Genomic DNA, 12,276 nt, shown 5'->3' with positions numbered 1-12,276 from the left:
TAACCCCCTCTCCCTCCCGCCGAAGGGCACGTAAACGCCCCTAAAACCGAGTTTTAGGGGCGTTTACGTGCCCCTCGGCGGGTGCGGGGCGCGGGTAGACTCGGGGCTGGACCTGACCGAAAGAACCTTGACATGCGACTCGTCTTCGCCGGCACACCCGCCGTCGCCGTCCCCTCCCTGAACGCCCTCGCCGAGCGGTTCGACATCGCCGCCGTGATCACCCGCGAGGACGCGCCGCTCGGCCGCAAGCGCGTGCTGACGCCGTCGCCGGTCGCCGATGCCGCCGCCGCCCTCGACCTCCCGGTGATCAAGGCCAACCGCCTGGACGACGGCGTCACCGACCAGGTCGTCCGCCTGGAGGCCGACCTCGGCGTGATCGTCGCCTACGGCGGGCTGGTCCGCGAGCCGCTGCTCTCGGCCCCGCGGCTCGGCTGGGTCAACCTGCACTTCTCGCTCCTCCCGCGCTGGCGCGGCGCCGCGCCCGTCCAGCGCGCCGTCATGGCCGGCGACGCCGAGACCGGCGCCGCGGTCTTCCAGCTCGTCGCCGGGCTGGATGCCGGCGACGTGTTCGCGGAGCTCCGCCTCCCGATACCGGCCGACGCGACGGCGGGGGAGCTGCTCGACGCCCTGGCGGAGGAGGGCGCGCCCCTGCTCGTCGACACCGTCGCCGCCCTGGCGGACGGCACCGCCGAGGCCATCCCGCAGTCAGGCGAGCCGGTGCTGGCGCCGAAGCTCACGATCGACGACGCCCGCCTCGACCTCACCCGCCCGGTGGAGGAGGTCTACGCGCGCCTGCGCGGCGTGACCCCGGAGCCCGGCGCCTGGGCGCTCCTCGACGGCGAGCGGTTCAAGATCCACGCCGCACGCCCGGCCACGGGGCTGTCGCTCCCGGCCGGCGTCGTCGCCGCCACCGAGGGCCGCATCCAGGTGGGAACGGGGACGACCCCGCTCGAGCTCCTCACCGTGCAGCCCGCAGGCAAGCGCGCGATGGACGCCGCCGACTGGTGGCGCGGCGCCGGCGGAGAGGCGGTGCTGGCATGAACGACCGCAACCGCGCACAGCGGAACCAGCCCGGCCGCAGCGCCGCCGAGCGCACCCGCGTCCAGCCGTCCCGCACGGTCGCGCTCGACGTCATCTCCGCCGTCCGCGAGTCGGACGCCTACGCCAACCTCCTGCTGCCCGGCCGCATCGCCCGGGCGGGACTGTCACCCGCCGACGCCGCGCTCGCCACCGAGCTGACCTACGGCACCCTGCGGATGCAGGGCTACTACGACCGGGTGATCGCCCGCGCCGCCGGCCGCACCGTCGACAAGATCGACCCGCCGCTGCTCGACGTGCTGCGGCTCGGCGCGCACCAGCTCCTGTCGACCCGGGTGGCGTCGCACGCGGCCGTCAACGAGTCGGTCGCGCTCGCCCGCCAGGTCGGCAGCCGCTCCGGCACCGGCTTCGTCAACGGCGTGCTCCGCGAGATCGGCCGCTCGACGCCCGAGGAGTGGCGCGCACGTGTCCTGGCCGATGCGAAGAACGAGGACGAGCGCTACGCCGCGCTGAGCTCGCACCCGGCCTGGATCGTGCGCGCGTTCCACCGCGCGCTGGAGTCCGAGGGCCGCGGCAACGAGCTGGAAGCGCTGCTGGAGGCCGACAACATCGCACCCCGCGTCAACCTGGTCGCCCTGCCCGGCCTCGCCGACCCGCCGAAGGGCGCACGCCCCGACCGGTTCTCGCCCGTCGGCTTCACCGCGGGCGGGGGAGACCCGCAGGGACTCGTCACCGGGGCGGAGGGCCGGCTCCGCGTGCAGGACGAGGGCTCCCAGCTCGCCGCGCTCGCGCTCACCCGCGCCCGGCCCATCCTGCCGGGGGAGCGCTGGCTCGACCTCTGCGCCGGCCCGGGCGGCAAGGCGGCGCTGCTCGCGGCCGAAGCACTCGCGGGCGGTGCGACCCTGGTCGCGAACGAGATCGTGCCCGCCAGGGCCGAGCTGGTCCGCCGCGCCCTCGCCGCCGTGCCGCTCGACGTCCCGGTCTGGGAGCGCGACGGCCTCGGCATCGGCGCGGAGGAGCCGGAGGCGTTCGACCGCATCCTGCTCGACGCGCCGTGCACCGGCCTGGGCGCGCTGCGCCGCCGCCCGGAGGCCCGCTGGCGCAAGACCCCGCGCGACGTGGCCGAGCTGACCGCCCTCCAGACGGGGCTCCTGGACTCCGCGGTGGCGGCGCTCAAGCCGGGCGGCCTGCTGGCCTACATCACCTGCTCGCCGCACGTCGCGGAGACCCGCGCGATCGTGGCCGACGCCCTCGACCGGCACCGCGCCCTGCGGCCGGTGGGCACGGCCGACATCGTGCAGTCCGTCGCCGAGGAGCGGCTCGACCTCGCGGGCGACGCCGACCTCGTCCAGCTCTGGCCGCACCGCCACCTGACCGACGCGATGTTCATCGCCGTGCTGGAGAAGGCGGGCGGCGACGCCTCCGCCCCAGAGGCCTCCGACCAATAGGCCTCCGACCAATAGGCTGGAGGCATGGCGACGCGCATCAACCCGAGCATCCTGGCGGCCGACTTCGTGAACCTGGAGCGGGACCTCGGCGCCATCGCCACGGCCGACCTGGTGCACGTGGACATCATGGACAACCACTTCGTGCCGAACCTCACGTTCGGCCCGCAGATGGTGGGCCGCATCCAGGACGTCAGCCCGATCCCGCTCGACGTGCACCTGATGATCGACGACCCCGACCGGTGGGCTCCGGGCTACGCCGAGCTCGGCGCGTACTCGGTGACCTTCCACGCCGAGGCCGCCGCCGATCCCGTCGCCCTCGCGCGGCGCCTACGAGCCATCGGGGCCCGCGCCGGGATCGCGCTCAAGCCCGGCACCTCCGCCGAGGGTTACCTCGACCTGCTGCCGGAGTTCGACCAGGTGCTGGTGATGACCGTGGAGCCGGGCTTCGGCGGCCAGTCGTTCATGACCGAGACCATGCCCAAGCTGCGGTCGCTGCGGGAGGCGGTGGAGGCCCGCGGCCTCGACGTCTGGCTGCAGGTGGACGGTGGCATCACCGAGGAGACCATCGTGACGGCCGCGGAGAACGGCGCCGACACGTTCGTGGCCGGGTCGAGCGTCTTCCGCGGCGAGCCGGCCGAGCGGATCGCGGGCCTGCGGGCCGCGGTGGCGGCGCACACCCACTGAGGGCGGCGCCGCCGACCTGTCGGCCCGCGGTGTCAGCCCGCCGTTTCAACCCTCGGCGGCGGCGGGCTGCGGAGTCGCGACCGCGGCGGGGGCGCGTGCCGGGATGACCGCGAGCGCGCCGACCGCGAGCAGCGCCGTCGCCGCGAACACGTAGAAGCCGCCGGGGTACGCCAGGCCGAGCGAGACCAGCGTCCCGGTCACGGCCGGGCCGAGGATGGCGCCGAGCCGGCCGATTCCCGCGGCGAAGCCGAGCGCGGTGCCGCGGACCTCCGGCGGGTAGAGCTGGGTGATGAACGCGTACACCAGCACCTGGGCCGAGAACACGAAGACGCCCGTGACGAAGACGGCGACGTACACCATCGTCACGTCCTCCAGGCGGACGCTGAGGAACGCCAGCAGCGCGGCCGCGAGCACGAACCACACCATGGCGACGCGCTTGGTGCCGGCACGGTCAGCGACGATCCCCGCGAGGATCAGCCCGGTGACCGCTCCCGCGTTGAGGGTGAGCAGCAGCCCGAGCGCGTCGGTGGAGCCGTAGCCGGCGTCCTTCATGAGCTGCGGCATCCAGGTGTTGAGCCCGTAGACCAGCAGCAGGCCCATGAACGACGCGACCCAGACGCCGACGCTGATCGTCAGGTACGGACGCGCGACGAGCTGCCGCACCGTCGCCCGCGGGGCGGCATCCCGCTCCGGCCGCGCCTCCGGCAGCAGGAACCGGATGAGCGGGACGGCGACCAGTCCAGCGGCGCCGCCGATCAGGAACAGCACGCGCCAGTCCGGGATGACCGCGATGGCGAGGAGCGCGGTGAGGACGGCCCCTGCGTGGTACCCGGTCATGGTGAGCGTCGTCGCCGTGCCGGCGCGTGCGCTCGGCATCAGGTCGGTGACGTAGGCGATCGTGACCGGCAGGCACGCGCCGAGCGCGAGACCGGCGAGCACCCGCAGCAGGCCGAAGACGAAGACAGTGGGCGCGACTGCGATCGCGAGCGTGAGCACGGAGAACACCGTCACGCACACGACCAGGCAGAGCCGCCTGCCGTAGCGGTCGGCGAGCGGGCCGACCGTGAGCGCGCCGATGCCGACGCCCACCAGCCCGGCCGTGGCGACCGCGGTGGCCGCTGCGGGGTCGAAGCCGAGCTCCTTCGTGCTCAGGAGCGTGGGGATCACCGTGCCGAGCACGACCAGGTCGAAGCCGTCGAGGGCGACGATCACCCAGCAGAGCAGCAGGGGCCAGAGGGCGGGCGGACGAGAGACGGTCGACGTCATGCGGATCTCCTCATCGAGATGGAATATGTCAGAGCAAACCCGTTGACATTAGCACATCGGTCGCGCGCGCGACGGGCGCCGGCATCGTCACGCGGAGCGACCCGCGCTCCACGACCGGTACGCTGTAACGGTGAAAACCTTCGACGACCTCTTCGCCGAGCTCCGTGAGAAGGCCGAGACCCGCCCGGAGGGCTCCGGGACGGTTCGCGAGCTGGACGCGGGCGTGCACGCCATCGGAAAGAAGATCGTGGAGGAGGCCGCCGAGGTCTGGATGGCCGCCGAGTACGAGTCCGACGAGGCCACGGCCGAGGAGATCTCCCAGCTCCTCTACCACCTCCAGGTGCTGCTGCTCGCGAAAGGCCTGACTCCGGCCGACGTGTACCGACATCTGTGACGACTGAACCCCGACTCCGTCAACCACGTCACGAAAGTCACTAACCACATGCTGAAGATCGCCGTCCCCAACAAGGGCTCCCTCTCCGAGACCGCGGCGCAGATGCTCCACGAGGCCGGCTACAACGGCCGCCGCGACCCCAAGGAGCTCATCGTCGCCGATCCGCGCAACGGGGTGGAGTTCTTCTACCTCCGGCCGCGCGACATCGCCACCTACGTCGGCTCGGGCGCGCTCGACGTCGGCATCACCGGGCGCGACCTCCTCATCGACTCGGAGTCGCCCGCCGCCGAGATCGCGGCGCTCGACTTCGCCGCCTCCACGTTCCGGTTCGCCGGTCCGGCCGGCACGTACACCGACCTCGCCGACCTCGACGGCAAGCGCGTAGCGACGAGCTACCCGGGCCTGGTCGGCGGCTTCCTCGCCGAGAACGGCGTGGACGCCGCGCTCATCAAGCTGGACGGCGCCGTGGAGTCCGCTGTGCGGCTCGGCGTCGCGGACGCCGTGGCCGACGTGGTCGAGACCGGCTCGACGCTGCGCAAGCAGGGCCTGGAGATTTTCGGCCCGGTCATCCTGGAGTCCGAGGCCGTGCTGGTCTCCTCGCCGTCGCCCGCCCCGGGAGTCGACACTCTGCTCCGCCGGCTGCAGGGCGTCATGGTCGCCCGCCAGTACGTGCTGGTCGACTACAACCTCCCTGTCGCCCTGCTGGAGCAGGCCGTCGCGCTCACGCCCGGCGTGGAGTCGCCCACCGTGTCGCCGCTCGGCGAGCCCGACTGGGTGGCGGTGCGCGTGATGATCAAGCGCGACAGCACCAACCACGTCATGGACGACCTCTACGAGCTCGGCGCCAGGGCCATCCTGGTCACCTCGATCCACGCGGCGCGGATCTGATGAGCGTCGCGGTCCGGGTCATCCCCTGTCTCGACGTGGCCGCCGGACGCGTCGTCAAGGGCGTCAACTTCCAGAACCTCCGCGATCAGGGCGACCCCGTCGAACTGGCGCGCCGGTACTTCGAGCAGGGCGCCGACGAGCTGACCTTCCTCGACGTCACGGCCACCGTCGACGACCGGGCGACGACCTACGATGTGGTGCGCGCTACGGCCGAGCAGGTCTTCATCCCGCTCACCGTCGGCGGCGGGGTGCGCAGCACCGAGGACGTCGCGAAGCTGCTGGGCAGCGGTGCGGACAAGGTCGGCGTGAACTCGGCCGCGATCGCGCGCCCGGAGCTGGTGGCGGAGATCGCCCGGCGCTTCGGCGCGCAGGTGCTCGTGCTCTCGCTCGACGTCAAGCGCTCGGCGGCGACGCCCTCCGGCTTCGTGGTGACGACGCACGGCGGCCGCACCGAGACCGGGATCGACGCCCTGGCCTGGGCGGAGCGCGCCATCGAGCTCGGCGCCGGCGAGCTCCTGGTCAACTCGATCGACGCCGACGGCACCAAGGAGGGCTTCGACCTGGAGCTCATCCGCGAGATGCGGGCGATCAGCCGCGTCCCGGTCATCGCTTCGGGCGGCGCGGGCGCGGTCGGCGACTTCGTGCCCGCGATCGAGGCCGGGGCCGACGCCGTGCTCGCCGCGAGCGTGTTCCACTCGGGCGAACTGACCATCGGCGACGTGAAGGACGAGCTGCTGCGGGCAGGCTTGGAGGTGCGCTCATGACCGGACTGGACGACGTGATCGGACGGATCCACTTCACCGACACCGGGCTGGTGCCCGCCGTCATCCAGCAGTGGGACTCCCGCGAGGTGCTGATGATGGGCTGGATGGACGCGGAGGCCGTGCGCCGCACGCTCACCGAGGGCCGGGTGACCTTCTGGTCGCGCTCGCGCCAGGAGTACTGGCGCAAGGGCGACACGTCAGGGCACGTGCAGTACGTGAAGGGCGCCGCGCTCGACTGCGACGGCGACACCCTGCTGGTGACCGTCGACCAGGTGGGCGCGGCCTGCCACACCGGCACGCGCACCTGCTTCGACGCCGACGTCCTCGCGCCCGTCGTGGGCGGGGCGGAGACCGACGAGCTGGTCAGGGAGATGGGGTCCGACCTGTGATCGCGACAGCGAACGGAACGACCGGCCGCGACGAGTTCGCCGCGCTGGCCGCCGAGCACCGCGTCGTGCCCGTGATCCGCGAGCTCTTCGCCGACGGCGAGACGCCGGTCGGCATCTACCGCAAGCTCGCCGCGGGCCGGCCCGGCACCTTCCTGCTGGAGTCCGCCGAGCAGGGCGGCATCTGGTCGCGGTTCTCGTTCGTCGGCGCCGCGTCGTTCGGCATGCTCACACAGGACGGCGACGACGTGCGCTGGCTCGACTACGGCCTGTCCGCCGAGCGCGCCCTGGGGACCACCGTGCCGACCCGTCCGCTCGACGCGCTCGCGGCGCTCCACGAGCGCTGGTCGTCGCCGCGCATCCCCGGGCTCCCTCCGCTGACCGGCGGCCTGGTCGGCTTCATCGGCTGGGAGGCCGTGCGCCAGCTGGAGCGGCTGCCGCAGCGCCCGCCCGCGGACTACGACATCCCGGGTCAGGCCATGACGTTCGCCGCCGACCTCGTGGTGATCGACCACCGCTCCGGCACCGTCAAGCTCATCGCCAACGCCCTGGCCGACGGCGAGCAGGACGCCGACGCGCTCTGGAGCGACGCGCAGCAGCGCCTCGACCGCATGCAGGGGCAGCTCGCGCAGCCGTCCGAGGCGTGGCTGGCCGAGGTCGACCTCGGCACGCCGGCGCACCCGGTGTCCCGCACCCGCGAGGAGGACTTCCTCGCGTCGGTCGAGACGGCCAAGGAGCGCATCGTCGCGGGCGACATCTTCCAGGTCGTCATCTCGCAGCGCTTCGAGCTGGAGTGCACGGCCTCCGCGCTCGACGTCTACCGCGTCCTGCGGGCGCTGAACCCGAGCCCGTACATGTACCTGCTGTCGCTGGAGCGGCCGGACGGCGAGCCATACCAGATCGTCGGCTCCTCGCCGGAGGCACTGGTCAAGGTGCAGGAGGGCCGCGCGTTCACGCACCCCATCGCCGGTTCGCGGCCGCGCGGCGCGACGCCGGAGGAGGACCTCGACCTGGAGGCCTCCCTGCTCGCGGACGACAAGGAGCGCGCCGAGCACCTGATGCTCGTCGACCTGGCCCGCAACGACCTCCTGAAGGTGTGCGCGGCGGGCAGCGTCGAGGTGACCGAGTTCATGCGCGTTGAACGGTTCAGCCACATCATGCACATCGTCTCGTCGGTGGAGGGCGACCTGCTGCCCGAGTCCGGCGCGATCGACGTCTTCCGGGCGACCTTCCCGGCTGGGACGCTCTCCGGCGCCCCGAAGCCGATGGCGCTGCGGATCATCGACGAGCTGGAGCCCGCGCAGCGCGGCGTGTACGGGGGAGTGATCGGCTACTTCGACTTCGCCGGCGATGCGGACCTCGCCATCGCGATCCGCACGGCGACCATCCTGGGCGGCGTCGCGCGCGTGCAGGCGGGCGGCGGCCTCGTCGCCGACTCGGTGCCGCGCCTGGAGTTCCAGGAGTCGCAGAACAAGGCAGCGGCTCCGCTGCGTGCGGTCGCGGTGGCCAACGGGATGCGGCGGGTGCACGGTGCGGACTGAGAACCGCCGCGTCAAGTACCTCACGCTCCTCGCCCTCCTGGTCGGGAGCGGTCTCGGGCTGCTCTCCGCGACGCAGACCTGGTTCACCATCCAGGTCACCGATGTGGCGAACCACGCCGGCACGGTGACCGTCGCCGGCTCGGCCGCGGCGCCGGCGCTCACGGCGCTGTCGCTCGCCGGCCTCGCGCTGACCGCGGCGCTCGCGATCGCGGGACCGGCGTTCCGGGTCGTGCTGGCGCTGCTCGGCATCCTGCTCGGCGCGTCCATCGTCTACTCGGCCCTCGCCGTCCTCGGCGACCCGCTCCAGGCCGCCGGCGCCGCGATCACCTCCGCGACCGGGGTCGCGGGGGAGGCGTCGCTGCGCAAGCTCGTCCAGAGCACCACGACGGAGTTCTGGCCGTGGTTCGCCGTGCTCGGCGGAGTGCTGGTCGCGCTGGCCGGCGCCCTCGCCATCGTCTTCCTGCGGGCCTGGCCCGGCCCGTCGCGCAAGTACCAGTCGCGCTTCGCTGGCGAGGACGGCCGGTCGGCCGAGGAGACGCTCGCCGAGCTGGAGGCCGATGAGCCGGAGGCCGAGACTGCCGCGGACGCCGAGGAGGGCGACGAGCGCGAGGCACGCGTGGCCGCCGAATCCGGCGCGGAAGAGGAGCCCACCACCCTCGACCGCGACTCCGCGATCGACAGCTGGGACGAGCTGAGTCGCGGCGACGACCCCACCCGCTGAGCCACTAGACTGGTCCAGATCCACCAATCCGTGCGCGCCGTGGTGCAGCCTCCGGGCTGTGCAGTCTCCGGGCTCAGCGGGCTCAACAGCAGCCGCGATGCGCACCCGACGTCCAGGAGTCCCATGAGCACCGAGTCAGTCGATCCAGGCCACGGTCATTCGCCGGCGGCGTGGACGGCCGTGATCATCATGCTTATCGCCTTCACCATCGGCGCCATCGCGTTCTTCTACGACGCGCCGATCGTGGTGTGGGCCGCTGCCGGTCTGGCGATCGTCGGGCTGATCGTGGGCTGGGTCATGAAGCGCGCGGGATACGGAGTGGGCGGCTCCAAGTACACCCCGAAGGGCCACTAGCCCGTGCTCGCCGACCTCGTCGCCGGCGCGCTGGAGGACGCGGAGCGGCGACGCACCGAGCGACCGTACGCGGTCGTGGAGGCCGCCGCTGCCGCACGTGAGCCCGCCATCGACGCGCTCGCGGCGCTCGCGCCCGCAGAGCGGGTCAAGATCATCGCCGAGGTCAAGCGCGCGAGCCCGTCGCGCGGAGACCTCGCCGAGATCCCCGATCCGGCCGCCCTCGCCGCCCTCTACGAGACGGGCGGAGCGAGCGCGATCAGCGTCCTCACCGAGGAGCGCCGCTTCAAGGGATCGCTCGCCGATCTGGAGGCCGTCCGCGCCGCGGTGACCCTCCCGGTGCTCCGCAAGGAGTTCGTCGCCGAGCCCTACCAGGTGCTCGAGGCGCGTGCCGCCGGGGCCGACCTCGTGCTGCTCATCGTCGCCGCGCTCGATCAGCAGCGGCTCGTGGAGCTCCACGACCTCATCGCCGCCCTCGGCATGACCGCGCTCGTGGAGGCGCACACCGAGGACGAGTTGAGTCGCGCGTTCGACATCGGCGCGAAGCTGGTCGGCGTGAACGCGCGCAACCTCTCGACGTTCGAGCTGGACCCCGACCTGTTCGGCCGCCTGGCCGACCGGTACCCGTCCGGCGTCATCCGCGTGGCGGAGTCGGCCGTGAAGTCGGCCGCCGACGTCGCGCACTACCGGGCGGCGGGCGCGGATGTCGTGCTCGTCGGCGAGGCGCTCGTCACGAGCGACCCGATCGCCACGCTCGGCCAGTTCCTTGGAGCCTGATGTCCCTTCGTTCTGAACACGGACCCTATTTCGGCGAGTTCGGCGGGCGCTTCGTGCCCGAGTCCCTCGTCGCCGCCCTCGACGAGCTGACTGTGGCGTGGGAGGCGGCGAAAGCCGACCCCGCGTTCCACGCCGAGCTCGACGAGCTGCACCGCAGCTACACCGGGCGGCCCAGCATCATCACCGAGGTGCCGCGCTTCGCCGCGCACGCAGGCGGCGCGCGCGTGATCCTCAAGCGCGAGGACCTCAACCACACCGGCTCGCACAAGATCAACAACGTGCTCGGCCAGGCCATCCTCACCAAGCGGATCGGCAAGACCCGCGTGATCGCCGAGACCGGCGCGGGCCAGCACGGCGTCGCCACGGCGACGGCAGCGGCCCTCTTCGGCATGAGCTGCACCATCTACATGGGCGAGGTCGACACCGAGCGCCAGGCTCTGAACGTCGCCCGCATGCGGCTGCTCGGCGCGGAGGTCGTCGCGGTCAAGACCGGCTCGCGCACCCTGAAGGACGCGATCAACGACGCGATGCGCGACTGGGTGACCAACGTCGAGGACACCAACTACATCTTCGGCACCGTCGCGGGCCCGCACCCGTTCCCGGAGATGGTGCGCGACCTCCAGAAGATCATCGGCGAGGAGGCCCGCGAGCAGGTGCTCGCGCTGACCGGCCGCCTGCCCGACGCCGTCGCGGCCTGCGTCGGCGGCGGCTCGAACGCGATGGGCATCTTCCACGCGTTCCTGGACGACGAGGACGTGCGCCTGGTCGGCTTCGAGGCCGGCGGCGAGGGCGCGGAGACGCCGCGGCACGCCGCGACCATCACCAAGGGGCGCCCCGGCGTCCTGCACGGCGCGCGCAGCATGCTGCTGCAGGACGAGGACGGCCAGACCATCGAGTCGCACTCGATCTCCGCCGGGCTCGACTACCCCGGTGTCGGGCCTGAGCACTCCTGGCTCGCGTCGATCGGCCGCGCGGAGTACCTCCCGGTGACGGACGCGGACGCGATGGAGGCGCTGCGCCTGCTCAGCCGCACGGAGGGCATCATCCCGGCGATCGAGTCGGCGCACGCGCTCGCGGGCGCCCTGGAGCTCGGGACGCAGCTCGGCCCCGACGGCATCGTGCTCGTGAACCTGAGCGGCCGCGGCGACAAGGACATGGAGACCGCCGGACGCTACTTCGGCCTGATCGACGAAGGAGCCGTGCAGTCGTGAGCCGTGTTGCAGACACCATCGCCCGCCGCAACGCGGAGGCCGCGGGCGCCCTGATCGGCTACCTCCCGGCCGGCTTCCCCGACCTGCAGACCAGCGTCGACGCCGCCGTGGCCCTCGCCGAGAACGGCGTCGACGTCATCGAGCTGGGCCTGCCGTACTCCGACCCCGTCATGGACGGCGCGGTCATCCAGGCGGCGACGCAGCGGGCGCTCTCGAACGGCTTCCGGCTGCGCGACGGCTTCACCGCGGTGCGCGAGATCACGCAGCGCGTGGACGTGCCTGTGCTGGTGATGACCTACTGGAACCCGGTGCTGCAGTACGGCGTCGACCGGTTCGCGGACGACCTGGTCGCTGCGGGCGGCGCCGGGCTGATCACGCCCGACCTGATCCCCGACGAGGGAGCGGCCTGGCTGGCCGCCTCCGAGCGCGCAGGGCTCGACCGGGTGTTCCTCGCGGCGCCCTCCTCGACGGACGCGCGCCTGCGCTCGACCGTCGAGCACAGCCGCGGCTTCGTCTACGCCGTCTCCACGATGGGCATCACCGGCGCGCGCAGCGACGTGGACACGGCGGCCCGCACGCTGATCGGCCGGCTGCGCGACGCGGGCGCCACCAGCGCCTGCGTGGGCCTCGGCATCTCCAGCGCGGCGCAGGTCGCCGAGGTGCTGGAGTACGCGGACGGCGCGATCGTGGGCTCTGCCCTCGTGAAGGCGCTGGCAGACGGGGGAGTCCCGGAGGCCGGACGGGTCGCCGCGGAGCTCGCGCGCGGCACGGTGCGCCAGGGCGCGACGGCCTGACCCGGACGCCGCG

Annotated in this window: 14 protein-coding genes; 13 read left to right on the top strand and 1 reads right to left on the bottom strand. The window is 72.8% G+C overall.

What is annotated here, in order from left to right; all coding sequences use genetic code 11:
- Positions 1 to 132 precede the first annotated feature (132 nt).
- Genes fmt through rpe form a run of 3 tightly spaced genes read left to right on the top strand, consistent with a single transcriptional unit; the run spans position 133 to position 3,170 of the window.
- On the top strand, positions 133 to 1,041 hold the full coding sequence (fmt, locus tag ACFQ9V_RS19500) for a methionyl-tRNA formyltransferase (protein WP_382460772.1): 909 nt from the start codon (positions 133 to 135) through the stop codon (positions 1,039 to 1,041).
- Positions 1,038 to 2,486, top strand: a complete 1,449-nt coding sequence (locus tag ACFQ9V_RS19495) for an RsmB/NOP family class I SAM-dependent RNA methyltransferase (protein ID WP_382460771.1) — start codon at positions 1,038 to 1,040, stop codon at positions 2,484 to 2,486. Before fmt ends, ACFQ9V_RS19495 begins: the two co-directional genes overlap by 4 nt.
- Positions 2,487 to 2,510: 24 nt before the next feature.
- On the top strand, positions 2,511 to 3,170 hold the full coding sequence (rpe, locus tag ACFQ9V_RS19490; RefSeq protein WP_382460770.1) for a ribulose-phosphate 3-epimerase: 660 nt from the start codon (positions 2,511 to 2,513) through the stop codon (positions 3,168 to 3,170).
- 45 nt (positions 3,171 to 3,215) lie between these two features.
- Here rpe and ACFQ9V_RS19485 read toward each other — a convergent pair whose 3' ends face one another.
- Entirely contained in the window at positions 3,216 to 4,436 is a 1,221-nt protein-coding gene (locus tag ACFQ9V_RS19485; RefSeq protein WP_382460769.1) for an MFS transporter, read from the bottom strand.
- Positions 4,437 to 4,566: 130 nt separating this feature from the next.
- Here ACFQ9V_RS19485 and ACFQ9V_RS19480 point away from each other — a divergent pair, with 130 nt between their 5' ends.
- The 10 genes from ACFQ9V_RS19480 (at position 4,567) to trpA (ending at position 12,263) form a co-directional block, all read left to right on the top strand.
- Positions 4,567 to 4,830, top strand: a complete 264-nt coding sequence (locus tag ACFQ9V_RS19480; RefSeq protein ID WP_370053707.1) for a phosphoribosyl-ATP diphosphatase — start codon at positions 4,567 to 4,569, stop codon at positions 4,828 to 4,830.
- A gap of 48 nt (positions 4,831 to 4,878) precedes the next feature.
- Positions 4,879 to 5,718 (top strand): ATP phosphoribosyltransferase, encoded by an 840-nt coding sequence (hisG, locus tag ACFQ9V_RS19475; RefSeq protein WP_382460768.1) that lies wholly within the window; start codon positions 4,879 to 4,881, stop codon positions 5,716 to 5,718.
- Positions 5,718 to 6,482 (top strand): imidazole glycerol phosphate synthase subunit HisF, encoded by a 765-nt coding sequence (gene hisF, locus ACFQ9V_RS19470; RefSeq protein WP_382460767.1) that lies wholly within the window; start codon positions 5,718 to 5,720, stop codon positions 6,480 to 6,482. The genes hisG and hisF overlap by 1 nt, the downstream gene beginning before the upstream one ends.
- Positions 6,479 to 6,871 carry a phosphoribosyl-AMP cyclohydrolase gene (gene hisI, locus ACFQ9V_RS19465; protein WP_382460766.1) on the top strand — a complete coding sequence of 131 codons (393 nt, stop codon included), beginning with the start codon at positions 6,479 to 6,481 and terminating at the stop codon, positions 6,869 to 6,871. The genes hisF and hisI overlap by 4 nt, the downstream gene beginning before the upstream one ends.
- Positions 6,868 to 8,409: an anthranilate synthase component I gene (locus tag ACFQ9V_RS19460; RefSeq protein ID WP_382460765.1), complete on the top strand. Its 1,542-nt coding sequence runs from the start codon at positions 6,868 to 6,870 to the stop codon at positions 8,407 to 8,409. Before hisI ends, ACFQ9V_RS19460 begins: the two co-directional genes overlap by 4 nt.
- The gene (locus ACFQ9V_RS19455) at positions 8,399 to 9,130 is read left to right on the top strand and encodes a Trp biosynthesis-associated membrane protein (RefSeq protein WP_382460764.1); all 732 of its coding nucleotides are present in this window, start codon (positions 8,399 to 8,401) and stop codon (positions 9,128 to 9,130) included. The genes ACFQ9V_RS19460 and ACFQ9V_RS19455 overlap by 11 nt, the downstream gene beginning before the upstream one ends.
- A 123-nt stretch (positions 9,131 to 9,253) precedes the next feature.
- Positions 9,254 to 9,484, top strand: a complete 231-nt coding sequence (locus ACFQ9V_RS19450) for a DUF6704 family protein (RefSeq protein WP_382460763.1) — start codon at positions 9,254 to 9,256, stop codon at positions 9,482 to 9,484.
- Between the two features lie 3 nt (positions 9,485 to 9,487).
- Entirely contained in the window at positions 9,488 to 10,258 is a 771-nt protein-coding gene (trpC, locus tag ACFQ9V_RS19445) for an indole-3-glycerol phosphate synthase TrpC (protein ID WP_382460762.1), read from the top strand.
- A complete protein-coding gene (gene trpB / locus ACFQ9V_RS19440; RefSeq protein ID WP_382460761.1) occupies positions 10,258 to 11,469 on the top strand; it encodes a tryptophan synthase subunit beta in 1,212 nt (403 codons plus the stop codon). The genes trpC and trpB overlap by 1 nt, the downstream gene beginning before the upstream one ends.
- Positions 11,466 to 12,263: a tryptophan synthase subunit alpha gene (gene trpA / locus ACFQ9V_RS19435; protein ID WP_382460760.1), complete on the top strand. Its 798-nt coding sequence runs from the start codon at positions 11,466 to 11,468 to the stop codon at positions 12,261 to 12,263. The genes trpB and trpA overlap by 4 nt, the downstream gene beginning before the upstream one ends.
- The last annotated feature ends 13 nt before the right edge of the window (positions 12,264 to 12,276 follow it).

The sequence above is a fragment of the Leifsonia sp. NPDC056665 genome (assembly GCF_042791795.1).
Taxonomy (GTDB): domain Bacteria; phylum Actinomycetota; class Actinomycetes; order Actinomycetales; family Microbacteriaceae; genus Leifsonia.
Note: the sequence above shows the minus strand (reverse complement) of the source record. Positions and strands in the feature narration are given on the sequence as shown.

Excerpts from the sequence above, each read along its gene's own strand:
- fmt (WP_382460772.1), top strand. The coding sequence starts at position 133 with ATGCGACTCGTCTTCGCCGGCACACCCGCCGTCGCCGTCCCCTCCCTG.
- ACFQ9V_RS19495 (WP_382460771.1), top strand. The coding sequence starts at position 1,038 with ATGAACGACCGCAACCGCGCACAGCGGAACCAGCCCGGCCGCAGCGCC.
- rpe (WP_382460770.1), top strand. The coding sequence starts at position 2,511 with ATGGCGACGCGCATCAACCCGAGCATCCTGGCGGCCGACTTCGTGAAC.
- ACFQ9V_RS19485 (WP_382460769.1), bottom strand. The coding sequence starts at position 4,436 with ATGACGTCGACCGTCTCTCGTCCGCCCGCCCTCTGGCCCCTGCTGCTC.
- hisG (WP_382460768.1), top strand. The coding sequence starts at position 4,879 with ATGCTGAAGATCGCCGTCCCCAACAAGGGCTCCCTCTCCGAGACCGCG.
- hisF (WP_382460767.1), top strand. The coding sequence starts at position 5,718 with ATGAGCGTCGCGGTCCGGGTCATCCCCTGTCTCGACGTGGCCGCCGGA.
- hisI (WP_382460766.1), top strand. The coding sequence starts at position 6,479 with ATGACCGGACTGGACGACGTGATCGGACGGATCCACTTCACCGACACC.
- ACFQ9V_RS19450 (WP_382460763.1), top strand. The coding sequence starts at position 9,254 with ATGAGCACCGAGTCAGTCGATCCAGGCCACGGTCATTCGCCGGCGGCG.
- trpB (WP_382460761.1), top strand. The coding sequence starts at position 10,258 with ATGTCCCTTCGTTCTGAACACGGACCCTATTTCGGCGAGTTCGGCGGG.